A 24,690-nucleotide genomic window follows, 5' to 3' on the forward strand; every position below is an offset into this window, starting at 1 on the left:
CGAACTGCGTTTCCGGCCCATCGTGATGACCTCGTTCGCCTTCATCCTCGGCGTGATGCCGCTCGCCGTCGCGACGGGCGCCAGCATGAACAGCCAGCGGGCCATCGGCACCGGCGTGCTCGGCGGCATGGTCACCGCGACCGTGCTCGCCGTGTTCGTCACGCCGCTCCTCTACGTGCTGGTCGCGCGGGCCTTCCCGTCGCGTCGGGCAAGGGGGACGAGAGACGGTCAAGCCGACGCTTCGGCAGCCCATGGCATCCCGGCGGGCTGAGCACTGCGTGAAGGCCTTCGAGCGTCGCCCGGCACAGATCCCCGACCCCTCCATCCCGCAAGTCTGGGGGGATTGTCGGCTCGCCTCACCGCCCTTTCGTGGCCCTGCCGACAGGACGTTGTGGCCGTAGGACCAACCATTCCATCTCAACGGCAGCTGTTGGACTCCAAACGAACATCCCAGTGTCTTCGGTCGGAAGTCCGCTAATGGCGCAAAGCCGTCACGCGTCGCAATTCATGCTAACGTCCGGTTTTTTGATGCAGGTTTTCAATAGCGGACCAGCTGTTATGCACCGAGCCGCCATTCCGATCACGACCCAACACCGCCAAAGCTGACTACCTGACTGGCTCTCACGCGCGCACGCTGAACGCGAGCGCAGAAATATCTGACCCTGGCTGCATCCGATTACCCAGCCCACGGCTAGCGCCATCGATGCCGATCCGCGGCAGATGGAGAACACCATGCGACTGAGTCTGATCGCTGCAAGCCTGCTGGCCGGCACCTGCTTTGGAACCGCTGCGCGTGCTGAGACCGTTGCGGCACTCATCGGCGACGCCAGCTTGGCGCATGTCGACACAGCCGCGAAGAAAGTCACGAAAACGGTGACGATCACCGGCATTAGCGGCAGCGTCCTTGGCATCGACGTCCGGCCGGCAGATGGCATGCTTTACGCGGTGATCTCGGACGGCAGCGTCGTCACGGTCGATCCGATGTCGGGTAAGGCCACGGCGAAATCGAAGCTCGATACGACGCTGGCTGCCGGCACCGCGGCCATGGTCGATTTCAATCCTGTCGCCGACCGCCTGCGCATCATCGGTTCGGACGGGACCAATCTCCGCGCCAACGTCGACGACGGCAAGGTCACGAAGGACGGACAGCTCAAGTTCGCCGAAACCGACACCATGAAGGACAAGACGCCGAAGGTGATGGCTGGTGCCTACACCAATGCCTTTAAGGGCACGAAGGAGACGGCCTTGTTCGACATTGACGCTTCCGGCGCTTTGCTGAAGCAGGCTCCGCCGAACGACGGCATCCTCAACACCGTCGGCATGCTCGGCATGTCCGGCGAGGCGGTGGCTTTCGACATCCTCTCAGACGGACAGGGCGGCAACCAAGCCTGGGCCATCGTGGGCGATACGCTCTACAAGGTGAATCTCGCCACGGGGAAGGGCGAGATGGTCGCCAAGATCGACGGCGTGTCTGGCAAGGTCCGCGACATCGCCATCCTGCCCAAGTCGTAGTTCGCTCCGCAGATGCAGGACCGGCCACCTAGCCGGTCCTGCCGAGTGCCGGGAGGATCATGGAGCCGTTCGATCATGCGTCCGCCCTAGAGGGCTGCGCCCGCCAGGACCCTGCGTCGCTGCGTCGACTTTATGACCGCGAGGCCGGGTTCCTGCTCGCCGTCGCGCTTAGGATCGTCCGGCGGCGGGACGTTGCCGTCGAAGTCGTCCACGACTCGTTTCTCGATATCTGGGAGCGCGCCGGCAGCTTCGACAGTAGCCGCGGTGCAGGTCGCGCCTGGATCGCCAGCATCGTGCGACACCGCGCGCTGAAGTACATCCGTGCCGCCGGTCGAGAGACGGATATCGACGAGGCAAAGACGGCGGAGATCGTCGACACTGCGCCCGATCCTTTCGCCGCGCTGGCGGCGGCGCAGGACGGAGCGCGCCTGCACGCATGCCTTGCGAAGCTCGACGCCGACAGGCGGCGGGTGATCCTGCTCGCCTATGTCGAAGGACTGTCGCAGTCTGAGATCGCCGAGCGGCTGGCAACGCCGCTCGGGACCGTGAAGGCGTGGGTCCGCCGTAGCCTTATCGCCCTGAAGGATTGCCTGTCATGATCCCGAGCGATCCGGAAGGCCGCGATGTTCTGGCGGGTGAATACGTCCTAGGCCTGCTCGACGGGGCAGCGACGGCGGAGATCGAGCGGGCTCTGCTTTCGGATGCAGATATGGCCCGCCGCGTCGCGTTCTGGGAAGAATGCCTGCTGCCGGCCTCCTCCGCTCTTGGAATGGCCGAAGTCGATCCTGCACAATGGGCGCGGATCGAGCAGGATCTCGTGACGCGCCGACATGCACTCGGTCGGACCACGCCTTCCGCGCTCACGCGGTCGAAGCACGGAATAATGCGGGCGGCGTGGCACAGCCCCTCTCTGTGGCGGGCCACCACGGGCCTCGCCACGGCCGCCGCGCTCATTCTAGCGATCCTGCTGAGCCGCATGTCAGCGCCTGTCGAGAGCCCGACGCGGTACTTCGCGATCCTACAGAGCCGCGACGCCCTTGGGCAGGAGAGCGGCCCGGGATGGCTTATACAAGTTGCACAGAATGGCGCGGTTCGGTCGCTACCGCTGGCTGATGTGCAGCCCGGAAGCGGGCGCGCGTTGCAACTCTGGACCTTGTGGGATCAGGCTCGCGGTCCGGTCTCCCTCGGCGTGCTGCCTCCGGGTGGAGCGATCCGCCTGCCGCCGGAGCGACTGGAAGCCATCGGTGACGGGCAACTGTTCGAGATCACGCTGGAACCCGAGGCTGGTTCGCCCATCGGTCGCCCGACGGGCCGGATCCTATTCATCGGCCGTGCGAAAGGGGCTGCGTCGCAGGCTCTGTAACAACCATCCCCAGCATCGACGGCGTTGCGGAACCAACCTCCGCCACGGAATCAATCGATACTCTTAAGATTCGCGGTCGTAGCTCGCCTCCGGCCGGGCGGCTATGTGCGCTGTGAGCGATCCGGCAAACCAGTAAAACTAATTTCGTGCTTGCACACTGCCGGCTTGCTTTGGAAGCTGCCACAAGACGGCGCGCGGTACTCGGCGCTAGAGTGTACGTCTTCGGGCGTGCAAATGTTTAGGTGTGTCGAAAGAGAGCTGATTGAGCACACCGGCTCGGTAGAGCACTGCCTCCTCGAGCATGGCTCATGGCAGAGCCCCCGCATCCCCATCCCCATCCCAATAGGCAGCCTCACCCACAGGAGATCCAGGTATGCCCCAGCCCCCTTTCCCGGATGGTCTCTCTCGCAGTAATCAGATCAATCAACTGACCGGCGGCTACGGCCAGATCGCTATCGAGCTGGTGGCCGAGGGCTGGTCCCCCTACCTCCTCGTCCTCAAGTATCGGCATCTTGGGGGCCGTCGCGACGCCGTCCTTGCCCAGATGAAGCGTGAGGCCGAGCGGGCGCATCGCTGGCTCTGCGAGCGGGTGTGGCGCAACTGGCGCGCCCCGAGCCGCCGGGATTGGTGCCCGGTGTGGATCCTCGCCCCGGACTTCCCGGTCGCGAAGCGGGCCAAGGTCAGTGCCCGCTCCGCTTGGCGCGATCTGCTGCCCAACGATGGGTTGCACTACCAAGGCGTTGCCGTGATGCCCCCGGGGGGCCGCCTTCGCGAACCGCTCGACTCGCACCTCGGACCATCGGGCGCACGTTACTGCCCGCGCGGCGGACCCCTCGTCTCGCTCACCGCCACCCCCATAGTGAGCGATCTTGACTACGTACACGCCTACAACTTCAAGGCGCTGGCGCGTGGGCGGACCGACTTCGACGACATCTTGACGCTTCCGCCGTCCTCGGCTGAGCTCGACAGCAAGCCCAGGCCGGCTACGGAACCGTGGCGTCATCCGGTTCTGGTTCGAGACTGAGAGAGCCGGGACAGCCTCGCCGCCCCAGCTCCTGTCGATCAGTGCACTGACGGCTTGACGCGACCGGCCGGCCAGCGGAACGCTCGCCGCGCCCGCAATCGCACCCAACCCTCATCCGGATCGGCACTCTCCTCCATCCCCATGCCAACGAGGCGAATCATCACAAGCTGTCCCGCCTTCACCGATAGCAGCCGCTTCTTCATCTCCGGCGTCACCTCGAGCATAATCGTCTCTCGCCCGCTCGGATCCTGGCCCTGCTTCAGCAGCGGCTCGGTTTCGGACTCGCTGCCGAGGTGTAGGTAGTCGACCAAATCGTCCTTAAGGTCGCCCTCCGACGGGTCGTTTGTGCACTCGCCCGGGTCATCCTCAAGGCCATCCAGGCTCCAGTCCTGGTCCGGCGTCTTCCGCGCCTTGCCTCCCAGGTGCACCGGTTCGTCGTCGATCAGGAAGTCCGGGTTCGGCCCCTTCGAAGAACCGCGGACGCGCTTCGCCCGAGCGAGCTCCAACTCGACGCTGATCTCGTACAACTTTTCGATGCCGCCATCCGCCTTGATCTGCTCCGCCACGATGTGGGCCGGCATCCCCTGGCGCATGTACCCACCGAGCGCCGCCGCGTACTTCCCGGTCCGCTTGCGCGCCACTTCGCTCGTCGCATTGAAGACAAAATTCATGACGTGCCGCAAGGCGTTCTTGTGCTGCTTGGATACCTTGAATTTCCGCTTGCCGTTTTGGAAGAAACTCAGACTATAAAACTCCTTGAACGCATTGAAGTCCGTGCTGAGGTGTCGGGCGATAGCGTAGGCGAACTGCAGGCCGCCGTAGAGTTCCTCTCGAAAGCTATCATGAGTCTGCTGGACCTGCGCGGCACACTCAAGTGCAGCCCCGATTGGGTTCTTCGCGATGCGACGCTGCAGCTTCGACTCATAGGGCGGGAACGCCCCCGTCCAACTGTAGGGGTTTTCGAGGTTGCTGATCGTCTCCCACTTATCCGTTTCGGCCTGTTCTGCTGTCTGATTCTTGCCCATCGTCGCCTATCCTTCGATTTCGGTTGCGGCTTGGAAATCTCGTTACGAGAGTTTCGAGCGCCGGTTGTGACTGTCGTCTTTTTGGGGGTGTTTGGCTTGGCCTCTCGTTGCTGATGAGAGACGCTACCGTGCCGCAGCCCGCGGGAGATCAGCGGGTCGGAATTGTCCGGGCGTCGGCTGGAGCAGCGTGGTCGGCCGAAGCGCCGCGCGAGACAGACGGGCGTTTGGTTCCGTTGGATGCTACCGGTCATCCGGGTCCATGAGGGCCGGGGCAGATGCCCACCCCGGCCCGTCGCTTCAGGCGCGGCGGGAATTCCAGATCACCTTGCGAACCCGCAGCCGCTGCCACACCCCCTCGGTGCCGAGGCAGGTCACGTGGAGGACCGCCTCCTCCCCGGCCGCCATGTCGAAGAAGCGCGTCTGGCGATCCAGCGTCACCTCGAGCTCAATGGTCGGACGTCCCGCCGGATCACAGCCGCGCTCGATCACCGGCACCACGCCGAGAGCGATCTGATCGCGGAGGCTGAGCCCGGCGTACAGGTTGTGCCCCTTCGCGCTTCCGAACGACTGTGGCTCCTCCGCCCCGTGCTCCGAATCGTCCTCGGCGCGAGAAGCCTCGACGGTGACAGCAATGTAATCCTGATGCACCTGCTCGGAATCCGCGCTATCATGCTTGATATTCGACATTCGTTTTGTCCTCACATTGTTATTGTTACGGCCCCACGACTTCAGCGGTGTTGTTGGTTCCAGGTCTCGTGTCCCGCTGTTGATGAACGACCGTAACTCGCCGTAGCCTGCGAGGGATGGTGCCGCCGGATTTGTCCGGGTCGGACCGGCGGACGGGAGCGCAGCGCTTGAAGTCAGCGTGTGTCGGATTCTACTGGACTCTGCCGGTCACCTGGGCCGACTTCCGACGCCTGCCCAGCGACATCAATGGCGCTGCCCGGGCCAGCCGGACGATCCGCTACCAGCGCGAGCGCGTGAAGCAGTGGGTCCGGGCGGAGGCACTCAGCCTCGTCGGCGAGATCGCCTTCATGGACGTACGCACCGACCGGGCAACCGAAGAGGTGCGGGAAGCTTTAGTGGAAGCCCGCCGCCTGTGCGCACGCCAACACGCGGTGCTCGCCTACGTCGCCTTCGAGGAACGTAACCTGTGGCGAAGCAACCCACATCTCCGCCATCACGCCGAAGAGCTTGGCCTTGAATTGATCGCGCTGTCGCCTGACCCGATCACCGTCGATGGACGGCGTTTCGACCCGGTTGCCCACTTCAAAGCGTCACGGGTGGCGGAGCGCGAACGGATGGGCGAGTTGCGCCGGGAGGCCTATGCGGGCATCGCACGCGCGTTGTCCGCCATACCGGAGGGAGCCGGACGCTGGCAGGCGGTTGCCGAGCGCCTGAACATTGAGGGCGTTCGCAGCCTCAAAGGCGGTGCTTGGACTTCGGAGAACGTCCGGAAGGTCGTCGGGCGCCATGGGGACGCCTTCAGCAGCGTCCAAGGTTAGCCGAGAGAGCTCAGTAGCCGCGAGTTTGGTTCAGGGTCGGTGATGGCCTGGAGGGCTGTGAACCTTAGCCTAAAACTGCAGCGCAGAGGTTGCGTTCCGCCAGAATGGCTGTCCTCCAGCCACAGATGTTAGCTTGATGGGCCGCCATTTCGGTGGCGCCCCTTCACCAGCAAGGTTTATCCGATGCAGAACTTTGGGGTCCGAATGCGGATAGTTGGGGCGGCTATCAAATAGCTACGCGTCGGCACTGTCAGCAGCGGCAAGCCGGGTTGTTGGTGATCTTGATCGCAGGGTTCACGGCATGCGCTGCATGCGCCCAATCAGCGAGCTCATGAGAACTTCTACGACGTCCGCCTCCCGTGTCGAAGCCGCCGACGAAGGTCGCGGTGTGAAGGGGCCGCTATGCGTCAGGAGTTCGCCCCATTTTGTTCGGCTTCGCGCCATAAGCGGCCTTTCGAACAGAGCCACGAGAATGGCCGCTTTGCCTTCAAAAGCTACCATCGACGTGGAACGACAGGTTCGGGCGGCCACAACGTCCTGATCGTTCCTCGCGAGTCAGGAGGCGAGCTACGTCACCGGCGAGGTCTACGGCGCCATGGGCGGTAACGGCACCGCTTGATGGGAGTTCAACCGGTCGGGCCCCGGGCGAGCTTCCGCCGGAGCTCCTCCCGGGCCTCGTCGCTCTTGTCGAGTGCGAGGCCCATGGCGCGGAGGACCTCGCCCGTCTTGGAGAACTGGACGTCGGCGTAGGCCACGATCTCCAGGTGGTTGCCCCAGGGGTCGATGAAGTTGAACGGACGCTCCAAGAGCTCGGCCCCGGCCGCCCCGGCGAGGGCCATGACCCGGCTGCGGTCGTCCACGACGAGCCCGAAATGCCGGTACGTGTCCTTCGGCTGCTCGCGCCCGGCGATCAGGGCGATGAACTGGTCGCCCATGTCGAGGAAGGCCATCGCCGGGTGGTCCGCGTTCCCATCGTGCCGCCCACGCAACTCGAAGGAGAACACCGCGCCGTAGAAGCTCAGGGCCTCCTCGATGTCGCCGACCTCAAGGGCGATGTGGTTCAGGCCGACGAGGCGAGGCTTGGAAGGAATCATGGGTATACCTCCACTGCTGTCCCTGCCGACAACGCGGAACCTGCGGCTTCCACCCGTAACAACCGGTCTCAGGCAGTCGGCTGGTCGAGCAGCACCCAGAGACGCGCGATTCTGCCGTCCACGACCTCGACCACATCCGTTCCGGTCACCGCGACCGGCCCGCCGTCCGGGCCGGCCTGCCACCGCAGCGCGCCCAGGCCGTGATGCCCGACCGCCGTCCCGATGGGCGTGAACCGGAATGTCGGCCCGAACTGCTCCAGCAGGTTGCCGGCGACCGCCGAGATGGCGGCTCGCCCCTGCACGATGCCGGTCGGTTCGTACATGACCGGCTCGTCCACGAAGAGCTCGGCCAGGGCCGCCGTGCGCTTGCCCGCGTCGCGTTCGTTGAAGACGCGCTCCAAATTGGCGCGCAGCAGGCGGTCGTAGTTGGGTTCGGTCGCCGGTCCACCGGCGTTCGTGGTCTCGGACATCGGGTCGTCTCCTTCGAGGCTGGATTGGATGAGGTTAGCGACGAGCCTGCCCGGCCTCGTCGTTCAGGCCAGGTAGCCGCCGTCAGCGGTCAGGGCGGCGCCCGTGATGAAGCCGGCCTCCGGGCCGCTCAGGAAGGCCGCGAGCGCCGCGATCTCGGTGTCCCGCCCCATGCGCCCGAGCGCGATGAGAGGGGTGAGCATCGCCTCCATGCCGGCCGACATTTCGCTCGCCACCGGACCTGGCTGGATCGTGTTGACGGTGATGCCTCGCGGTCCGAGGTCTCGCGCGAGCCCGCGGGTTAGGGAGGCCACAGCGGCCTTGGTCATGCTGTAGACCGTTGTGCCAGGGAAGCCGCTGCGGTCGGCCCCGACGCTGCCGACGGAGATGATCCGCCCGCCCTCCCGCATGTGGCGGGCGGCCTCCTGCGCGGCGACGAACACGGCCCGGACGTTGACCGCGAGTTGCCGGTCGAAATCGGCCAGCGAGACGTCCTCGACGGCGCCGGGAACGAGGATGCCGGCGTTGTTGACGAGGATGTCGAGGCGGCCGAACTGCTCGACGGTGGCCTGGACGGCCCCGCGAACCGCGTCCGGGTCGGCGCTGTCGGCGGTTAGGGCGGTAACCGAGGCACCGGACGCAGCGAGATCCGCCACCAGTGCCTCGGCGCGCTTCGCCGAGGCTGCATAGGTGAAGGCGACGGCGGCGCCATCCTGGCTCAGGCGGCGCACGATGGCCGCGCCGATGCCGCGGGAGCCGCCCGTGACCAGGGCGACCTTGCCGGTGAGAGGTTGTGTCATGGACGTAGTCCTTCGGGACGCGGTGTGCGGGGGAGGTGGGTTCAGGTCCGGGCGATCAGACGAGGCGTGCGCCGCCGTCGACGTGCAGGGTCTCGCCGTTCATGAAGCCGTTGCTCATCAGGAAGACGACCGCCGCACCCGCCTCCTCGGCCGTGCCGAGGCGCCGCTGCGGCAGCTTCTCGGTCAGCGCGGCGACGTAGGCGTCGCGATGGGCACCGAGCGTGCGGGCGAGGAGCGGCGTATCGGTGGTGCCGGGTGACAGGGTGTTGACCCGCACCGGTGCCAGTTCGAGCGCGAGGCCGCGGGCGAGCGCCTCCATCGCGGCCGAGGCGGCGGCCAGCACGGCGGTACCTTGTGCCGAGGGGCGATCCGCCAGGGCGCCGGAGATGAAGGTGACGGAGCCATCCCGGGCCAACCGGTCGCCGAGGGCGCGCAGGGTGTGGACGGCGGCCCAGATGCGCTCGTCGAACGCCCGCTTCAGGTAGTCGACCTCGGCCTCCAGCACCTTGCCGGCCACAAAGGTGCCGGCGAGCAGGACGAGGTGGTCGACGTGGGGGATGTCGGCAAGCGCCGCCGCTATGGTCTCGGGCCGGGTCACGTCGGCGGCGCGCCAGCCAGCGAAGCCGTTCTCCGCCGCGACACGCTCGGCGCCCTCAGCGTTGAAGCCGACCACGATGACCGAGGCTCCCGCCGCCTTGGCCTGCCGGGCCGCGGCGAGGCCGATGCCGGAGGTGCCGCCAAAGACGACGACGGTGCGGTCCTGGAGGGTGCTGATCATGACGCTGTGCCTTCTCATCCGGCGTCGCTGCGGCGCCTGTGAAAAGGAGAATGGCTCGTTGTCGTCGCCTTGATAATCAGGCCGGCTTTCGCTTCAATAATGCCGCTATGGAACAGATCGGCCTCGACCGCCTCACCGGCATCATCGCCTTCGCGCGCTCCGCCTCACTCGGCAGCTACACCGCCGCGGCCCGCTCGCTCGGCATCTCGCCCTCGGCGGTCAGCAAGAGCGTCCAGCGGCTGGAAGCGCGGCTGGGCATCAGCCTGTTCACCCGCACCACGCGCTCGTTGACCCTGACGCCGGAGGGCCGCGACCTGCACGAGCGGGCGCTCCGCCTCCTGCGCGAGGCCGAGGAGATCGAGCAGGCCGCCGTGGCCGCCCGCTCCGAGCCGGCCGGCACCCTGAAGGTGACGGCGCCGTTCCCGGTCGGCGTGCACCTGCTCGCTCCGGCCCTGCCGCGCTTCCGCGAGCGCTACCCGAACCTGTCCGTCGACCTGCGCCTGGGCGACCGCTTCGCCGACCTGATCGAGGAGGGCATCGACATCGCCATCCGCGTGGGCGACCTGGCGGATTCCCGCCTCGTCTCGCGTCGCCTCGCGCCGCACCGGCTCTGCGCCTTCGCCGCGCCGGACTATCTCGCACGTCGGGGCACGCCGGAGCATCCGGACGAGCTCGTCCGCCACGACTGCGTGAACTTCCGCTTCCAGAGCACGGGCCAGGCCCTGCGCTGGCCATTCCGGATCGGCGGTCGGGTCGTGGAGATCACACCGGACGCCGGGATCGTGACGGACTTCAGCGACGCGGTGGCGGCCATCCTGGTGGCCGGCGGCGGCATCGGCATCTCGCCGACCTACATCGCCGCCCCGTACGTCGCCCGCGGCGCGCTGGTGCCGGTCCTGCGCGAGTTCGCGGTCGAGCGCTCGGTCGTGACGGCGCTGTGGCCGGAGAGCCGGCGCGGCAATCCGAACGTGAAGGCGTTCCTGGCCTTCCTCGGCGAGGTGTTCCCGTCGCCCGCCCCATGGGACGCACTGATCGCGGGCGCCGGTCTCTCCGCGTATGACGACCCCGCGAAGGCGTGAGTTTCGCCGCGCCGACGGTGCGGGACGACCTGCCTGTGCAGCGCCCGGGGGCCGTTCAGGCCGAGAGGCGGCGCGTGTTGTCGGCCACCAGCTCACGGTAGCGGGTGATGACCTGGCCGTGGGTGCCCCCGGCCATCAAGGTGTTGGCCGCCTCCATCGCGGCCACGACCTTCTCGGAGACCATCGACACCATCTCGGCCTGCGCCTCCGCCCCGCCCCACGCGATCCGCACCAGCCGCAACTCGATGACCCTTTGCGCCTCAACGGCGAGCAGGAACGCGGCGTAGAACGGGTTGAGCATCGGGGTCTCCGGTCGGGACAGCGGGACGTATAACGCCACCGGCGCGGCCCAGGTCCCGGCGGACGGCTACGCAGGTCCGCCCGCCCGGGCGCTCCCATCGACGAGGATCCAACCTATGACCTCAACGCGGCGTTAGGCACGACGACGTCGAGGGCCCGTCAGGAGGCGTGTTCGAAATGACCGGTTAGGCCTCGGGCCCCAGAAACCAAGCAGCGACAACGCTTGGGGGAACCCGCCGATGGTCCTGCCGCGCCGCCTGCCGCGCGTCTTCCGCTCCGGCCGCAACTGGGTCGCGCTCAGCGTCCTGGCGCCCCTGGGCATGCTGGCCATGTGCGGGCTGATGCTGCTCGACCTGCGCCACGACGCCTGGGACAAGGCCGAGCAGACCTCACGCAACCTCCTGCAGGTCGTCGAGCGCGACATCGCCCGCAACATCGAGATCATCGACCTGTCGCTGCAGGCGGTGGCCGACAACCTGCGCGCGCCCGAGACCTTGGCGGCGAGCGCGCGGGCGCGCCAGATGATCCTGTTCGACCGTGCCGCGACCGCGAGGGACCTGGGCGTCATGCTCGTCCTCGACGAGAACGGCGACAGCGTCCTCGACGCCTCCGCGCTGCCAGCGCGCAAGGTCAACAACGCCGACCGCGACTACTTCCAGGCGCACAAGACCCATCCGGACCTGGGTCTGCACATCAGCAAGCCCGTGGTCTCTCGCCTGACCGGCGCGCCCATCGTCGTGCTCAGCCGTCGCATCGACAAGCCGGACGGCTCCTTCGGCGGCGTGGTGCTCGGCAGCCTCAAGCTCAGCTATTTCAGCCGGCTCTTCGACCGGATCGGCCTCGGGCGGGACGGCGCGATCAACCTCTACCTGCGCGAGGGTACCCGCATCGTGCGCCACCCCTACGTCGCCGCCGACATCGGCGTGAACATCGCCGGCACGCCCAACTTCGACCGGTTCGTGCGCGAGGGGAACGGCGTCTTCGTCGGCACCTCGGTCCGCGACGGGGTCGAGCGGCACTACGCCTTCACCCAGGTTGGCACGTTTCCACTCGTCCTCAACGTCGCCCTCGCAACCCGCGAGATCGAGGCTGCGTGGCGCGTGAAGGCCCTCGGCATCGCCGCGGTGGTCCTGGTCCTGTGCGGCCTGACCATCGCGCTGTCGCTGCTGTTCGGTCGGGAGCTGCGCCGCCGCGCGGAGATGCACGCCGAGATGGCGCGGCTTTCGCGAACCGACGCGCTGACCGGCCTGGCGAACCGCCGTCGCTTCGAGCATGCCCTCTCCCGGGCGAGCGAGGACGCACGGCGGACGGGCAAGCCGCTCGCGCTGCTCGTCGTCGATGCCGACCATTTCAAGCGCTACAACGACAGCTACGGCCACGACGTCGGCGACGAGGTGCTGCGGGGGCTGGCCCGCTGCCTCTCCGCGAGCGTGCACCGGCCCGGCGACCTCGCCTGCCGCGTCGGCGGCGAGGAGTTCGCGTTGCTGCTGCCCGGCACCGACGAGCACGGCGCCGTGAGCGTCGCGCGGGAGGTGCATGACCAGGTCTCGCGGCTCGCTGTGCCCTCCGCCGGCATCGGCGCGGGAGCGGTGACCGTGAGCATCGGCGTGGCGGCCGCTTCTGGCAACCGGACGGGCGCCGCGCAGGATCTCTACCGCCGGGCTGATGCGGCCCTCTACGAGGCCAAGGCCGGCGGCCGCAACCAGACGAGGGCCGCGGTCCCGGTCGATGCGAGCGGCGGACGTGGCAAAGTCGCCGCCTGACGTCTCCGTCGACGCGCGGCCTCAACAATCCCGCAATCGCATGCCAGCACATTCTGAATTGGATGCGAACGCGCGAGGGGCCTCGCCCCCTGGCGGCCGAGCTACCGACCACCGCGACCCGCAGACCAAACCTCGATGACCCGCTACCTCGTCTCGCGCGCCAACCTGCTGGTCTTCGGCGTGCTCGTGGCCATCCTGGCGCTGGTCGGGGCGGTGACCTGGGAGCGCCTGAACGCCTCCCGCGTCGCCCGCGAGTGGTCGCAGCACAGCTACCGCGTGCTCGGCACGACCAAGGACCTCGCCATCGCCCTGCGCGACGCCGAGCGCGGCCAGCGGGGCTACGTGCTGACCGGGCGGGACGAGTACCTGGGCCCCTACGATGCCGCCCGCGACCGCATCGGCGTCCTGCAAGGCGAGTTGCAGAAGCTCACCGCCGACAACGCCGTCCAGCAAGACCGCATTCGGGCCCTGGCACCCGTCGTCCAGCACAAGCTGGAGGAACTCGCCCAGTCGGTCCAGGCGCGCCGCGACGGCGGGCTTGAGGCGGCCTTGCGCATCGTCAACACCGATACAGGCCGCAACGACATGCGCGAGGCCGAGGCCGTGGTCGCGTCGGTCCTGGCCGACGAGCAGCGCCTGCTCGACGAGCGCCTCGCCCAGAACGACACCCGCGCCTATTTGGTGCGCTGGCTCGTCATCGGCGGCTCGGCGCTGGCGGTTCTCACCTTGCTCTGGGCGGCGCGCCTCCTGAACCAGGCGTGGTCGCGCTCCTACCGGACCGAGGCCGAGCAGCGCGCCCTGGCGCTCCGCCTGCGCACCACGCTCGACAGCCTCAGCCAGGGCGTGGCGGTGTTCGGACCCGACCGCAGGCTCGCGAATTGGAACGAGTGCTTCCAGGTGCTGCTCGACCTGCCCAAGGCCATGCTGCGGCCGGCCACGACCTACGGCGCCTTCGTCGAGCACACGGCGGAACCTGGCCGGCCCGCCCTTGAGACCGAGGACCAGATCCGGCACGGCAGCCGGAATCCCCGCGAGGCCATCACCTACGAGCGCCGCGGTACGGACGGGCATCACCTGGAGATCCGCCGCACCCCGATGCCGGACGGCGGCTTCGTCCTGACCGTCTCCGATATGACCAAGCGCGCCCAGGCCGAGGGCGTGCTGCGCGAGGCGCAGAAGATGCAGGCCATCGGCCAGTTGACCGGGGGCATCGCGCACGACTTCAACAACCTGCTCCAGGTCATCCTCGGGAACCTGGAGTTCGTGCGCGCCAAGCTGACCGACGACGCCCGGCTGCAGCAGCGCATCGAGCGCGCGGCCTGGGCGGCGCAGCGCGGCGCCACGCTCACCGGCCAGCTCCTCGCCTTCGCCCGCAAGCAGCCGCTGGCGCCCGCCGCTATCGACCTCGCCGCCACCATGCCGGACCTCATCCCGCTGCTGCGGCGGACGCTCGGCGAGCACATCGAGGTCCGCTACGTCGAGACCGCGGGGCTGTGGCCGGCGATGGCCGACCCGGCGCAACTGGAGAGCGCGGTCCTGAACCTCGCGCTGAACGCCCGCGACGCCATGCCGGGCGGCGGGCGCCTGACCATCGAGCTCGGCAACACGGTGCTGGACCACGAGTACGCGCGCCACCATGCCGAGGTGACGCCGGGCGACTACGCCATGGTGGCGGTCTCCGATACCGGGCACGGCATGACGCCGGAGGTGCTGGCGCGCGTCTTCGAGCCGTTCTTCACGACCGAACCGGACGGCAAGGGAACGGGCCTGGGTCTCGCGATGGTGTTCGGCTTCGTCAAGCAGTCGGGCGGGCACGTGAAGATCTACTCGGAGCCCGGCGAGGGCACGACGGTGAAGCTCTACCTGCCGCGCGCTGTCGGCGCGGTGGCGGCGCAGGTTCGCACCGGTGCGCCGGTCGATCTTCCGCGCGGCTCGGCGACCGTGCTGGTGGTCGAGGACGAGGCGGCGGTGCGCGAGATCGCCTGCGCGATCCTGGCCGACCTGGGCTACCGGGTGCTGGAGGCCGCGGATGGCGAGGAGGCGCTACGGGTCTTCGGCGCGAACGCGGCCGCCGTCGACCTGCTGCTCACCGACGTGGTGCTTCCAGGCAAGGTCCGCGGTCGCGAACTCTCCGAGCGCATCCGGGCGCTGCGACCCGAAGTGAAGGTCGTCTACATGTCGGGCTACACCGAGAACTCAATCGTGCATCACGGTCGGCTCGACGACGGGGTTCGGCTCATCGGCAAGCCGTTCAAGCGCGAGCAGCTCGCCCTCAAAGTCGCCGACGCGCTCGGGATCCCGGCGGCACCTGCCGCCCACGACGGAAACGTCGTCGCCCTGCGTTCCAAGCGCGATGCCTGATCCGCGGACGGAGGATACGGACGGAGGCATTCGAACCAAAGGTCCGTAGCCCGCCCGGGCGAAGGCGAGTCGGCCTTCGCGCCCGCTGGCCGGTTCCGCCTCTGCGGTCGAACCGGCCGTCACCAGAGGCCTCGCGACTGCCTCCATTTACATGATGCCGTCCTGACAAAGGGGTCGTAACGCCGCGATGTGCTTTGCGTCGCGTCGCCGAGATCGGCGCCCCTCCGTGCCAGCCGCGCTGAAACCAATCTTGCCCACGGCAATTGGTGGAGACAAACCGTCACACGCGAACGAGGCCAGGGTCGGCGGGAGACGCGTCGCCCGGAGCGGACATCCATGCGCCAGTGCCAGATGCGGCATCCCTTCTGGTCCTCGGCTACCCAGGATCCCTGCCTGCTCGGTGTCGGGCACGGGCTGGAAGAAGCTTACGACGACTTTCTCCGGGACAGTATGCCCGAGGATTGGAAAGGTTTGATCGCTCAACTCGCCGAGCGTGTCGACGCCGCTGAGCGGGAAACGGAGGATTGATGCATAATGCAGTATCGAAGCGGGCGGCCCTCGTGGTCGACGGGGACGCGGCAGTTCGAGACCGGGCCGAGACGCTCCTTGGGGAAACCGATTTTGACGTGGTCGTCTGCGCCAACGGGGCGGCGGCCGTTGATGCACTGCGAGAGGGCGGCAAGGATTTCGTGTTGCTGTTGACGACTGCGACGCTGGCGGGTGAGATCGGTGGGCACCGCCTCGCGCGGCAAGCCGGTGAGTTCAGGCCGGGCATCCGGGTGGTGATGAGCACCGGCACGCCTGAGACGTGCCGGGCCCGGATGCCGGACGCGGCCGTCTGCACGCGCAGCCCCTGGCTACCGCTCGACGTTCTCGTCCAGGCCCATGCCGCCATGCGGGAGCCGCGCGGGCCGGTCGCCTGAACGGGTTAGTCCGGGACGAGCGGCACCCGCAGGGCGGGCCCGACCTCTACCGGGTCGCCGAGCACCCGGCGCGCGGAGGCGAGCTTCTGGAGCGTCTGCCGGTCGCTGCCGCCCAGCTTGGCGGCCTCCTCCATGCGGCGCAGGCGCTCTACCATCCGATCCACCGCCGCATTGGGAGCGTCCGCGTCCTCGGCAAGGGCCTGGACCAGCCCTGCCGTCGCGTCGTCGAGCTTCTCTGTCATCAGCCTTCACCGGTTCGGGGGCGCCGCCCACCGGGCGGCGACGGGACCGTCACTGCCGGGGCACACCGCAACCCGCGATGAACGCGGTCCGCCCGGCGGTCGCAGCTCCACCCCGGAACATGCGTCGATGCCGGTTGCACGCGACCCTCGCGGTCGGCGGAAATGCGTCCGCAACCAACCGCGGCGCAAAGCTAAGCCGGCCCGGCTCCCTTCAATGTCGCGCGACGCCTCGTACTCATGGGCGTGACGCGGGCAACGGCATCCGAACGGAGACCCGCAACCCGTCCGGGGCAAAGGCGACGTCAACCTCCGCTCCGGTCTGGGCGGCCAGGACCTTGTTCAGGAGCCGGTGGCCGAAGCCCTCGCGCGTCGGGTGCGCGGCGGGCGGGCCGTCGTGCTCATGCCAGTCCCAGCGCAGGCCGCGACCTGCCGCGCCTTCCTCCACCCACCATGCCACATGGAGCCGTCCGTTCGGGTCCGCCAGCGACCCGTGCCGCAGGGCGTTGGTGGTGAGTTCGTGCAGGGCCATGCCGACCGGCACCGCGAGTTCGGAGGGCAGCACGACCCTCGGGCCCTCCAGCGCCAGGCGCCCGCGCTCGTCGTAAGGGTCGAGCTCGGCCCGCAAGAGTCCCTCGAAGGACGCGACCTGGGCGAGGTCCTCGGTGATCAGCGCGTGCGTGCGGGCGAGCGACGCGATCCGGCCCGAGAAGGCGCGGGTGAGCTCGGCAAGCGGGAGACCGGAGCGGGCGGTGGCGTTGAACACGGCCTGGACGGTCGCCAAGGTATTCTTCACCCGGTGGTGCAGCTCGCGCACCATCATGGCCTGCCGGTCCTCGCCGGCGCGGCGCTCGGTGATGTCGCGCTGGGCCGACACCCAATGCGAGATGCGCCCGTCGGCCTCGTGCACCGGGGTGATCAGCCACTCAACGACGTAAGTCGAGCCGTCCTTGCGATAGTTCACCGCCTCACCCTGGAAGCGCTCGCCGGCCTCCAAGGCGGCGCGCATGCGGTCGAGCACGGCGCGCTCGGTGCCGGGCCCCTGCAGCAGGCGCGGCGTCCGGCCGACGACCTCGTGCGCCGCGTAGCCTGTCATGATGGTGAAGGCCGGATTGGCGTACTCGATGCGCGGCCCGGGCTCGTCGAGCTCGGCAGAGGTGATCAGGATGCCCTCGCCGGAAGCCTCGACCGCGGCGCGCAGCAGCCTGAGGTCGGCCTTTCCCGCACACGTCTCCTCTGGTTCGGCCAACCCGCTTCCTCCAGGACCATCCGTACTCAACCGGCCCGATAGGTCGTTGCACGCCCGCATCCGAGCGCATGCTGCTTAACCGGCAACCGTCTCGCGGGTTGCCGCGTCTCGCGGCCCAGGCTGCGCCACAGCGCCTCCAAGAGCAGCATCGTTCACCCCGATGGTCCACGGCCCGGAAGCCGGACGTTTCCGGGTCGCCTGGCGAGGTTCGGGGGACCTACTGGAACAGGCGCGCGATCTCGCCGTGCCGGCGCTTCAGGTGCAGTTCGATCAGTTCGAACAGGCCGCCTCGGTTGCGGGTGCGGCGCTCCGGCAGGTCGAGCTCGCGGAGCAAGGCATCCATCGCGGCCCGGCGCGCCCGATAGCCGTCGAAGTCGGCTAGGTAGGCGTCCACGACGCGCTCCGCCCGGATGATGGTGCCGGGCTTGTAGGTGGCCGCGAGCGCCAGGATCGAGCGCACCGTTTCGTCGAGTTGGTCCATGACGGAGGAAGCGCCCGGCCGCTCGGCAGGGTTCCGCTCCCCGCGCCGTACCCCGAGGCTTGCATCGGGACCGAAGACGGCCAGGTGCTCAAGCCGCCGCCTCGGCCCCGGCCTCCTGCATCGAGGCGAGCGGCGCCTCCAGGCGGCAGGTGAGGCCGGTCGGCGCGTAGGTCAGCCTGACCTCGCCGCCGACCTCGGCGGTGAAGCTGCGCTCGATCAACCGCGAGCCAAAGCCGCGGCGCGCGGGCTGGGTCAGGATCGGCGGCCCGCCCTGCTCGGACCAGGTCAGGCAGAAGCGCGGCGCCTCACCCTCGTGCACCACGTGCCAGCGCAGGTCGACGACCCCGCCCTCGTTCGAGAGCGCCCCGTACTTGGCCGCGTTGGTGGCGAGCTCGTGCAGCGCCAGCGCGAGGGAGAGGGCGGCCTTGGCCGAGAGCAGCACGTTCGGCCCGCTGGCACGGATGCGGCTCGCCGCGGTGCCGCGATGGACGGCGAGCGCACCCTCGACCACCTCCGCGATGGGCGCCTGCGTCCAGCTCGACCGGGTCAGGATGTCGTGCGCCCGCCCGAGCGAGATCAGGCGCGCGGAGAACGCCTCGCGCGCCGCCGCCGGGTCCGCGAGGTCGCGGAACGTCTGGCCCGCGATGGCCTGGACGAGCGCGAGCGTGTTCTTGACCCGGTGCTGTAACTCGCCCGTGAGCAGGCGCTGGTGCTCCTCGGCCCGCCTGCGCTCGCTGATGTCCAGCATCGCGCCGATCATCCGAACCGCCTGGCCCCGCGCGTCGCGGATGACGTAGCCGCGGTCGAGGATGTCGGCGTAGGAGCCGTCCGCCCGCAGGAATCGGTACTCGTCCGTCCAAGCCGTCCCGGTCCCGTCGATGACAGCGTGGATGGATCGGTCGATACGGGCGCGGTCGTCCGGGTGGATGTGGGTGATCCACCAGTCGCCGGTCGGCTCGACCGCGTCCGGCGCGTGACCGTGGGCGACCTGCAGCGCCTCGTTCCAGAGGACGTGGTTCGTGGCCAGGTTCCAGTCCCAGATCGCGTCGTTGGTCGCGCGCGAGGCCAGGCGGTAGCGCTCCTCGGTCTCGCGCAGGGCCTGCTCGGCAAGCACGCCCTCGGTGACGTCGCGCGCGAAGCCGATGAGGCGCACCGGCCGCCCACCCTCGAACAGGGTCCGGCCCATGGCGTAAACCCAGCGTTCGACGCCGTCCTCCGGCGCCACCGTGCGGTAGGTGATGTCGTAGATGCCCGTCCCGGCCGGGTCGACGGCGGCGGCCACGGCCTGGTCCGCCCGTTCGCGGTCGTCCGGGTGCACGCGGGTCAGGTGCACGGCGAGGTCGACGGGGGCATCCGGGGTGAGGCCGTAGAGGGAACGGACGCGGGCGTCCCACCTCAGTTCGTCCGAGACGAGATCGTAGTCGAACACGCCGGTCCCGGTCGCCTCGACCGCGAGGCGCAGTTGCTCGCGCGCCTTCCTCAGGTCTTCCTCGGCCTGGCGGCGGTCGTGGATGTCGCTGTCGCTCCCCAGCCAGCCGACCACGGTGCCGCCGGCGTCGCGCATCGGCTCTGCCCGGATCAGGAACCAGCGGTACGCGCCGTCGTGGCGGCGCAGGCGCGCCTCCGTGTCGTAGACGGTCTCGTCGGTGCGGGCCCGCTCCCACGCGACCTGGAGGCCGGGCAGGTCGTCGGGGTGGATGACGTCGGCCCAGCCGAGCGGCAGCGCCTGGTCGGGCGTCTGGCCCGTGTAGGCGTACCAGCGGTCGTTCAGGTAGCTGAGCCCGCCGTCCGGGTTGCCGAACCAGACGATGGACGGGGCGAGCTCGGTCAGCGTCTCGAAGCGTGCCTCCGCCACCTTGCGCTCGTGGATGTCGATGGTCGTGCCGATCCAGCTCGTCAGAACCCCCGCCTCGTCCCGGACCGGGTGCGCGCGGGACAGGAACCAGCGGTACGCGCCGTCGGCCCGGCGCAGGGGGAACTCGACCTCGTAGGGCCGCTCGCTCGCGGCCGCGGCGAGCCAGGCCGCGCGGGTCGCCTCGCGGTGGTCGGGATGGATGACGCCCATCCAGCTCGCCTCGCCGGTCTCGCCGCGCGGCAGGCCGGTGTAGTCGTACCAGTAGGCGTTGCAGTAGGTGACGTTGCCCGCCTTGTCGCCGAACCAGACGACCTGGGGGCTGACCTCGACGAGCGAGCGGTAGCGCAGCTCGCTCGCCTCCAGCGCCGCCTCCTGGGCGCGCCGCTCGGTGCGGTCGCGCAGGATCTTGAGGAAGCCGACGAGTTCGCCGCCCTCCGTCCGCAGCGGCATCATCTCGCCCGATGCCCAGAAGCGGCCGCCGTCCTTGCGCAAGTGCCAGCGCTCGTCGTCCGCCCGGCCGCGTTCAATGGCGAGGCGCATCTCGACCTCCGGCCGTTCCGCCGCGCGGTCCTCGGGCGTGAAGAAGGCATGTACCGGCTCGCCCAGCATCTCGGCCTCGGACCAGCCCAGGATGAACTCGGCGCCGGCGTTCCAGCGGGTGACGCGGCCCTGGGGGTCGGTCGCGACGATGGCGTAGTCGGCGGCGCTGTCGAGGATGCGCTCGTGCAGCAGCCGCTGCTCGGCCTGCTCGCGCAGCGCGCGGCGCAGCTCCATCTGGCCCATTGCCTGGCGGGCGAGCCGCGCGAGGCCCCGACGCTGCCGGTCGCTGAGCTCGCGCGGCTTCGTGTCGAGCACACAGACGGTGCCGACCGGCCGGCCCTCGGCCGTCTTCAGCAGGGCTCCGGCGTAGAAGCGCAGGCCAGGCTCGCCGGTCACGAGCGGATTGCCCTCGAAGCGCGGGTCGCGCGTGGCGTCTGGGATGTAGAGGAAGTCCTCCTGCAGGATGGCGTGCCCGCAGAAGGAGGTGTCGAGCGGGGTCTCGCGCACGCCCAGCCCGACCTCGGCCTTGAAGAACTGGCGCCCGTCGCCGACGAGGTTGACCACCGCGATGGGGGTCTCGCACAGCTCGGCGGCGGCCTCCGCGATCTCGTCGAAGTCGCGCTCGCGCGGCGTATCGAGCAGGCGGTAGCCGTCGAGGGCACGAAGCCGGGCGGCCTCGGTGTCGCTGGTGCAGGCGCGATCCATGGCAAAGGTAGGCGCGGGAGAGGGGTCCGGTTCCACTGGAAGTGGATTCCAACGGCGTAGGCAAGGCTTGGCGGCCCCTTTGCAGATGGGCCAACGGCACACCGGGACGGCGCGCACGCCCCGGAACCTGGACCGCGACGCTGCACGAGGCGGCAACCGGATCGCGCCGCGCCAGTTACCGAGTACCTCATGGAGTTGACGCCGCCGCCATGTCCGGACGGAAGCCCCGTTTCCCGAAGCGTCTGCCGGAGGCGTTCGGCCGGCCTGCGGCCAAGGCCGGGCCGGTCGGCCGCCCGAGGTGCGCACACGCCGGCGAGCGGGGCAGCGGACGTCGTGGCTGACCTGTTCCCGTTCCTGCCGCCCGGCGGCGAGACCAGCGCGGAGATCCGCGCGCGCGACTGGTCGGCCACCTCCCTCGGGCCGTCCGAACACTGGCCGCAGGCGTTGCGCAACGCGCTCTCCCTGATGCTAGCCTGCCCCACGGCGATGTTCCTGGCCTGGGGGCCGGACCTGCTCTGCTTCTACAACGACGCCTACCGGCCGATCCTGGGGTACCGTCTCGACACGGCCCTCGGGCGCCCGTTCCGCGAGGTCTGGGCGAGCATCTGGGGCGACATCGGTCCCCTGGTCGACGCCACGCTCGTGGGCGAGAGCCAGACACTCACCGACGTGATGCTCGACCTCTCCCGCACGGGCCAGCCCGAGCGGAGCTGGTGGTCCTTCACCTACTCGCCGGTCCGCGACGATGCCGGCTCGGTCGCCGGCCTGTTCTGCGTCACCGCCGAGACCACCGACCGGGTGCTCGGCGAGGCGCGTTTGCGCGAGAGCGAGGACCACTTCCGGCATACGGTCGAGCTCAACCCGCAGGTGCCCTGGACCTGCGACCCGAGCGGCAACATCACCTCCTACTCGAAGCGATGGCTCGAACTGACCGGCCAGGCCTCGGGCGAACCGGACGGGGCTGGTTGGGCCAAGGCCCTGCACCCCGAAGACGTGCCGTGGACGATGACGGTCTTCGCGGCCTCACTCTCGTCCGGCGAGCCCGTCGACGTCGACTACCGTATCCGCGTGGCCGCCACCGGCGAGTACCGTTGGATGCGGGCCCGGGCGCGTCCGCGGCGGGACGGGACCGGGGCCATCCTCCGCTGGTACGGCGTCGTCGAGGACGTGCACGACCGCAAGCTGGCCGAGGCGCGGCTGCGCGAGGTCAACGAGACTCTGGAGCGGCGCGTCGAGGCGGCGCTGGCCCAGCGCAAGCTCTGGGCCGACGTGTTCGAGACGACCGACGCGCTCGTCGCCGCCCTCGACCCCGATTACCGGCTGCTTGCCGTCAACCGCGCCTACGCGGACGAGTTCGAGGACATCTACGGCGTCCGTCCGGAGGTCGGTGATGGTCTTCTCGACCTCTTGGCGAGCAATCCGGAGCACCGGGATGCCGCGAGGGCCGTGTGGTCCCGGGCGTTGGCCGGCGAGGAGTTCACGGCCATCGGCGAGTTCGGCGACCCGACGCGGCGTCGGCCTTCTTACGAGTTGAAGTTCACGGCCTTGAGGGGCCCCTCGGGCGAGCGGGTCGGCGCCTTCCAGTACGCCCAGAACATCACCGGCAGGCTTCGAGACCAGGAGCGGCTCGCCCGCGCCGAGGAGGCGCTGCGGCACGCCCAGAAGATGGAGGCGGTCGGCCAGCTCACGGGCGGCGTGGCCCATGACTTCAACAACCTGCTGACCATCATCCGCTCGTCGGTCGAGTTCCTGCGCCGGCCCAACCTCGCCGAGGAGCGGCGCACCCGTTACCTGGAGGCGGTCTCGGACACCGTCGACCGCGCCGCCCGGCTGACGAGCCAGCTCCTCGCCTTCGCCCGGCGCCAGCCGCTCAAGCCGGAGGTGTTCGACCTTCGCGAGCGCCTGCGCGGCGTGGCCGACATGCTGAACGCGGTGACCGGCGTACGCATCCGCCTCGCCGTCGAGGTACCGGACGGGTCCTGCCACGTGCGGGCGGACCCCGGCCAGTTCGAGACGGCGCTGATCAACCTCGCTGTCAACGCCCGCGACGCGATGGACGGCGAGGGTCGGCTGACCTTACGTCTCGTCTGCGGCGGACCGCTGCCGAGCATCCGCGGCCACGCCGGCGCGCCCGGCCCGTTCACCGCGGTCTCGGTCAGCGACGAGGGCGCGGGTATCCCGCCCGGCGTGCTCGACCGGATCTTCGAGCCCTTCTTTACGACGAAGGAGACCGGCAAGGGCACCGGGCTCGGCCTCTCCCAGGTCATCGGCTTCGCCAAGCAGTCCGGCGGCGACGTCGAGGTGGCGAGCGAGGTCGGGCGCGGCACGACGTTCACAATGTACCTGCCGCACGTGGACCCTCCCGCCGGGGCCAACGACGCCGGATCGCCCGGGGCGGAGGCCGAGGACGACGAGCGCGGCCTGTGCGTGCTGGTGGTGGAGGATAACCTCGACGTCGGGCGCTTCTGCACGCAGCTCCTGGAGGATCTCGGCCACGGCACCGTCTGGGCACACAACGCCGAGGCGGCCCTCGCCGAGGTGGAACGGACGCCGTCCCGCTTCGACGCGGTCTTCTCGGACGTGGTCATGCCGGGCATCGGCGGGGTCGCGCTGGCGCAGCGCCTGCGGACCAACCATCCCGGGCTGCCGGTGATCTTGACCACGGGCTACAGCGATGCCCTGGCCCGGGACGACGCCCACGGCTTCGAGCTGGTGCGCAAGCCCTACTCGGCGGAGCAGGTCGCCCGCGCCCTGCGCGGCGTCGTCGCCCGGCATCGCCACGCCTCGGCCTGAAAGGCGGTACCGGTCGCGCCGAAGCCCGGCAGCGTCCGGGGAACCGGTGCCTGCCGGTCAGGACGGAGCGGCCTCGGCGCGATGCGGCTGTTGCCGGCGACGCGCCGCCGACCGCAGGGCGGCGTCCAACTGATGGGCCGAGTAGGGCTTCCGCACCAGGTCGAAGCTCTCGGCGTCGTCCGGCGCCGGCACGTGGCTGTAACCGGACGTGAGGATGACTGGCAACTCGGGATGCAGGGCCCGTAGGCGCCTGGCGAGTTCGAGCCCGCCCATGCCCGGCATCACCACATCCGAGAACACGGCGTCGAAGCGGAAGGGGACGGCCTCGATCTCGGCCAGGGCGGCCTCCGCCGAGGGGACGAGGAGCGAGCCGTGCCCGAGGTCGCGCAAGACCTGCGTGCAGAAGCGACCGACCTCGACGTTGTCCTCGACGACCAGGACGCACAGGCCGGCAGGGTCGGAATCCTCGTCGTCCCGGACCGCCGCATCCTCGGTCTCAACGACCGGCCGCTCGGCCTGCGGGAGGTAGAGCGTGAAGGTCGTCCCGCGCCCGACGACGCTGGCCACGTCGATGTCCCCGCCCGACTGCTTGGCAAAGCCGATGACCTGGCTCAGGCCAAGGCCCGTCCCCTTGCCGACGGCCTTGGTGGTGAAGAACGGCTCGAAGATGCGCCCGACATGGTCCGGGTCGATGCCGGAACCGCTGTCGGTCACCGAGATGGCCACGAAGGCATCCGGGGAGCCGGCATGCCCTCGGATGGCCGGCTTCGGCCGGCCACAGGCGAGGGCGAAGGTCAGCGTTCCCTCGCCGTCCATGGCGTCCCGCGCGTTCA

24 protein-coding genes are annotated in these 24,690 nt (G+C 69.3%); 12 read left to right on the forward strand and 12 right to left on the reverse strand.

Going from position 1 to position 24,690, the window contains the following annotated elements; all coding sequences use genetic code 11:
* The 5 genes from AX737_RS11125 to AX737_RS11145 all read left to right on the forward strand — a co-directional run.
* The coding region (locus AX737_RS11125; protein WP_156453660.1) for an efflux RND transporter permease subunit at nucleotides 1–271 on the forward strand (271 nt) is incomplete at its 5' end.
* Between the two features lie 449 nt (nucleotides 272–720).
* A complete protein-coding gene (locus AX737_RS11130) occupies nucleotides 721–1,512 on the forward strand; it encodes a DUF4394 domain-containing protein (protein WP_238231981.1) in 792 nt (263 codons plus the stop codon).
* A 59-nt stretch (nucleotides 1,513–1,571) separates the two neighbouring features.
* On the forward strand, nucleotides 1,572–2,111 hold the full coding sequence (locus AX737_RS11135) for a sigma-70 family RNA polymerase sigma factor (RefSeq protein ID WP_066921309.1): 540 nt from the start codon (nucleotides 1,572–1,574) through the stop codon (nucleotides 2,109–2,111).
* The gene (locus AX737_RS11140; protein WP_066921311.1) at nucleotides 2,108–2,875 is read left to right on the forward strand and encodes an anti-sigma factor; all 768 of its coding nucleotides are present in this window, start codon (nucleotides 2,108–2,110) and stop codon (nucleotides 2,873–2,875) included. The genes AX737_RS11135 and AX737_RS11140 overlap by 4 nt, the downstream gene beginning before the upstream one ends.
* Before the next feature lie 373 nt (nucleotides 2,876–3,248).
* The gene (locus tag AX737_RS11145) at nucleotides 3,249–3,899 is read left to right on the forward strand and encodes a hypothetical protein (RefSeq protein WP_066921313.1); all 651 of its coding nucleotides are present in this window, start codon (nucleotides 3,249–3,251) and stop codon (nucleotides 3,897–3,899) included.
* 38 nt (nucleotides 3,900–3,937) lie between these two features.
* Here AX737_RS11145 and AX737_RS11150 read toward each other — a convergent pair whose 3' ends face one another.
* Nucleotides 3,938–4,924 (reverse strand): hypothetical protein, encoded by a 987-nt coding sequence (locus AX737_RS11150; protein WP_066921315.1) that lies wholly within the window; start codon nucleotides 4,922–4,924, stop codon nucleotides 3,938–3,940.
* A gap of 297 nt (nucleotides 4,925–5,221) precedes the next feature.
* Nucleotides 5,222–5,611 carry a hypothetical protein gene (locus tag AX737_RS11155; protein WP_066921317.1) on the reverse strand — a complete coding sequence of 130 codons (390 nt, stop codon included), beginning with the start codon at nucleotides 5,609–5,611 and terminating at the stop codon, nucleotides 5,222–5,224.
* A gap of 167 nt (nucleotides 5,612–5,778) precedes the next feature.
* On the opposite strand from AX737_RS11155, the gene AX737_RS11160 reads away from it, so the two are divergent.
* Nucleotides 5,779–6,429 carry a hypothetical protein gene (locus AX737_RS11160; protein WP_156453661.1) on the forward strand — a complete coding sequence of 217 codons (651 nt, stop codon included), beginning with the start codon at nucleotides 5,779–5,781 and terminating at the stop codon, nucleotides 6,427–6,429.
* A 626-nt stretch (nucleotides 6,430–7,055) separates the two neighbouring features.
* Here AX737_RS11160 and AX737_RS11165 read toward each other — a convergent pair.
* The 4 genes from AX737_RS11165 to AX737_RS11180 form a co-directional block, all read right to left on the reverse strand.
* On the reverse strand, nucleotides 7,056–7,523 hold the full coding sequence (locus tag AX737_RS11165; RefSeq protein WP_066921320.1) for a VOC family protein: 468 nt from the start codon (nucleotides 7,521–7,523) through the stop codon (nucleotides 7,056–7,058).
* A 68-nt stretch (nucleotides 7,524–7,591) separates the two neighbouring features.
* Nucleotides 7,592–7,993, reverse strand: a complete 402-nt coding sequence (locus tag AX737_RS11170; protein ID WP_066921322.1) for a nuclear transport factor 2 family protein — start codon at nucleotides 7,991–7,993, stop codon at nucleotides 7,592–7,594.
* A 63-nt stretch (nucleotides 7,994–8,056) separates the two neighbouring features.
* Nucleotides 8,057–8,791, reverse strand: coding sequence for a 3-oxoacyl-ACP reductase family protein (locus AX737_RS11175; RefSeq protein WP_066921324.1), 735 nt, complete (start codon nucleotides 8,789–8,791; stop codon nucleotides 8,057–8,059).
* Nucleotides 8,792–8,846: 55 nt separating this feature from the next.
* Nucleotides 8,847–9,569: an SDR family oxidoreductase gene (locus tag AX737_RS11180; protein ID WP_066921326.1), complete on the reverse strand. Its 723-nt coding sequence runs from the start codon at nucleotides 9,567–9,569 to the stop codon at nucleotides 8,847–8,849.
* Nucleotides 9,570–9,676: 107 nt separating this feature from the next.
* On the opposite strand from AX737_RS11180, the gene AX737_RS11185 reads away from it, so the two are divergent.
* Nucleotides 9,677–10,648, forward strand: a complete 972-nt coding sequence (locus AX737_RS11185; protein ID WP_066921328.1) for a LysR family transcriptional regulator — start codon at nucleotides 9,677–9,679, stop codon at nucleotides 10,646–10,648.
* Nucleotides 10,649–10,703: 55 nt separating this feature from the next.
* On the opposite strand, the gene AX737_RS11190 is transcribed toward AX737_RS11185, so the two are convergent.
* Nucleotides 10,704–10,949, reverse strand: a complete 246-nt coding sequence (locus tag AX737_RS11190) for a hypothetical protein (RefSeq protein WP_066921330.1) — start codon at nucleotides 10,947–10,949, stop codon at nucleotides 10,704–10,706.
* Nucleotides 10,950–11,187: 238 nt separating this feature from the next.
* Here AX737_RS11190 and AX737_RS11195 point away from each other — a divergent pair, with 238 nt between their 5' ends.
* The 4 genes from AX737_RS11195 (at nucleotide 11,188) to AX737_RS11210 (ending at nucleotide 15,995) form a co-directional block, all read left to right on the forward strand.
* Nucleotides 11,188–12,711 (forward strand): sensor domain-containing diguanylate cyclase, encoded by a 1,524-nt coding sequence (locus tag AX737_RS11195; RefSeq protein WP_066921332.1) that lies wholly within the window; start codon nucleotides 11,188–11,190, stop codon nucleotides 12,709–12,711.
* A gap of 135 nt (nucleotides 12,712–12,846) precedes the next feature.
* On the forward strand, nucleotides 12,847–15,072 hold the full coding sequence (locus AX737_RS11200) for a CHASE3 domain-containing protein (protein WP_066921334.1): 2,226 nt from the start codon (nucleotides 12,847–12,849) through the stop codon (nucleotides 15,070–15,072).
* 336 nt (nucleotides 15,073–15,408) lie between these two features.
* Entirely contained in the window at nucleotides 15,409–15,600 is a 192-nt protein-coding gene (locus tag AX737_RS11205; RefSeq protein WP_066921336.1) for a hypothetical protein, read from the forward strand.
* A 32-nt stretch (nucleotides 15,601–15,632) separates the two neighbouring features.
* Complete coding sequence (locus tag AX737_RS11210; RefSeq protein ID WP_197430540.1) at nucleotides 15,633–15,995, forward strand: response regulator; 363 nt, start codon at nucleotides 15,633–15,635, stop codon at nucleotides 15,993–15,995.
* Between the two features lie 5 nt (nucleotides 15,996–16,000).
* Here the strand turns inward: AX737_RS11210 and AX737_RS11215 are convergent, their stop codons facing one another.
* The 4 genes from AX737_RS11215 to AX737_RS11230 form a co-directional block, all read right to left on the reverse strand.
* Nucleotides 16,001–16,237, reverse strand: coding sequence for a hypothetical protein (locus AX737_RS11215; RefSeq protein ID WP_066921340.1), 237 nt, complete (start codon nucleotides 16,235–16,237; stop codon nucleotides 16,001–16,003).
* A gap of 235 nt (nucleotides 16,238–16,472) precedes the next feature.
* On the reverse strand, nucleotides 16,473–17,483 hold the full coding sequence (locus tag AX737_RS11220; RefSeq protein ID WP_066921342.1) for an HWE histidine kinase domain-containing protein: 1,011 nt from the start codon (nucleotides 17,481–17,483) through the stop codon (nucleotides 16,473–16,475).
* A gap of 217 nt (nucleotides 17,484–17,700) precedes the next feature.
* Nucleotides 17,701–17,964: a hypothetical protein gene (locus AX737_RS11225; RefSeq protein WP_066921344.1), complete on the reverse strand. Its 264-nt coding sequence runs from the start codon at nucleotides 17,962–17,964 to the stop codon at nucleotides 17,701–17,703.
* An 88-nt stretch (nucleotides 17,965–18,052) separates the two neighbouring features.
* Complete coding sequence (locus AX737_RS11230) at nucleotides 18,053–21,064, reverse strand: PAS domain S-box protein (protein WP_066921345.1); 3,012 nt, start codon at nucleotides 21,062–21,064, stop codon at nucleotides 18,053–18,055.
* A gap of 333 nt (nucleotides 21,065–21,397) precedes the next feature.
* On the opposite strand from AX737_RS11230, the gene AX737_RS11235 reads away from it, so the two are divergent.
* A complete protein-coding gene (locus tag AX737_RS11235; protein WP_066921347.1) occupies nucleotides 21,398–23,857 on the forward strand; it encodes a PAS domain-containing protein in 2,460 nt (819 codons plus the stop codon).
* A 57-nt stretch (nucleotides 23,858–23,914) separates the two neighbouring features.
* Here AX737_RS11235 and AX737_RS11240 read toward each other — a convergent pair.
* Nucleotides 23,915–24,690 (reverse strand): ATP-binding protein (locus AX737_RS11240; protein ID WP_156453662.1); only part of this gene is annotated, 776 nt, incomplete at its 5' end.

This window comes from Methylobacterium sp. CCH5-D2 (assembly GCF_001556475.1).
Taxonomy (GTDB): domain Bacteria; phylum Pseudomonadota; class Alphaproteobacteria; order Rhizobiales; family Beijerinckiaceae; genus Methylobacterium; species Methylobacterium hispanicum.

Excerpts from the sequence above, each read along its gene's own strand:
- AX737_RS11140 (WP_066921311.1), top strand. The coding sequence starts at position 2,108 with ATGATCCCGAGCGATCCGGAAGGCCGCGATGTTCTGGCGGGTGAATAC.
- AX737_RS11165 (WP_066921320.1), bottom strand. The coding sequence starts at position 7,523 with ATGATTCCTTCCAAGCCTCGCCTCGTCGGCCTGAACCACATCGCCCTT.
- AX737_RS11155 (WP_066921317.1), bottom strand. The coding sequence starts at position 5,611 with ATGTCGAATATCAAGCATGATAGCGCGGATTCCGAGCAGGTGCATCAG.
- AX737_RS11170 (WP_066921322.1), bottom strand. The coding sequence starts at position 7,993 with ATGTCCGAGACCACGAACGCCGGTGGACCGGCGACCGAACCCAACTAC.
- AX737_RS11150 (WP_066921315.1), bottom strand. The coding sequence starts at position 4,924 with ATGGGCAAGAATCAGACAGCAGAACAGGCCGAAACGGATAAGTGGGAG.
- AX737_RS11200 (WP_066921334.1), top strand. The coding sequence starts at position 12,847 with ATGACCCGCTACCTCGTCTCGCGCGCCAACCTGCTGGTCTTCGGCGTG.
- AX737_RS11215 (WP_066921340.1), bottom strand. The coding sequence starts at position 16,237 with ATGACAGAGAAGCTCGACGACGCGACGGCAGGGCTGGTCCAGGCCCTT.
- AX737_RS11185 (WP_066921328.1), top strand. The coding sequence starts at position 9,677 with ATGGAACAGATCGGCCTCGACCGCCTCACCGGCATCATCGCCTTCGCG.
- AX737_RS11225 (WP_066921344.1), bottom strand. The coding sequence starts at position 17,964 with ATGGACCAACTCGACGAAACGGTGCGCTCGATCCTGGCGCTCGCGGCC.
- AX737_RS11135 (WP_066921309.1), top strand. The coding sequence starts at position 1,572 with ATGGAGCCGTTCGATCATGCGTCCGCCCTAGAGGGCTGCGCCCGCCAG.
- AX737_RS11180 (WP_066921326.1), bottom strand. The coding sequence starts at position 9,569 with ATGATCAGCACCCTCCAGGACCGCACCGTCGTCGTCTTTGGCGGCACC.
- AX737_RS11230 (WP_066921345.1), bottom strand. The coding sequence starts at position 21,064 with ATGGATCGCGCCTGCACCAGCGACACCGAGGCCGCCCGGCTTCGTGCC.
- AX737_RS11195 (WP_066921332.1), top strand. The coding sequence starts at position 11,188 with ATGGTCCTGCCGCGCCGCCTGCCGCGCGTCTTCCGCTCCGGCCGCAAC.
- AX737_RS11175 (WP_066921324.1), bottom strand. The coding sequence starts at position 8,791 with ATGACACAACCTCTCACCGGCAAGGTCGCCCTGGTCACGGGCGGCTCC.
- AX737_RS11145 (WP_066921313.1), top strand. The coding sequence starts at position 3,249 with ATGCCCCAGCCCCCTTTCCCGGATGGTCTCTCTCGCAGTAATCAGATC.
- AX737_RS11190 (WP_066921330.1), bottom strand. The coding sequence starts at position 10,949 with ATGCTCAACCCGTTCTACGCCGCGTTCCTGCTCGCCGTTGAGGCGCAA.
- AX737_RS11130 (WP_238231981.1), top strand. The coding sequence starts at position 721 with ATGGAGAACACCATGCGACTGAGTCTGATCGCTGCAAGCCTGCTGGCC.
- AX737_RS11205 (WP_066921336.1), top strand. The coding sequence starts at position 15,409 with ATGCGCCAGTGCCAGATGCGGCATCCCTTCTGGTCCTCGGCTACCCAG.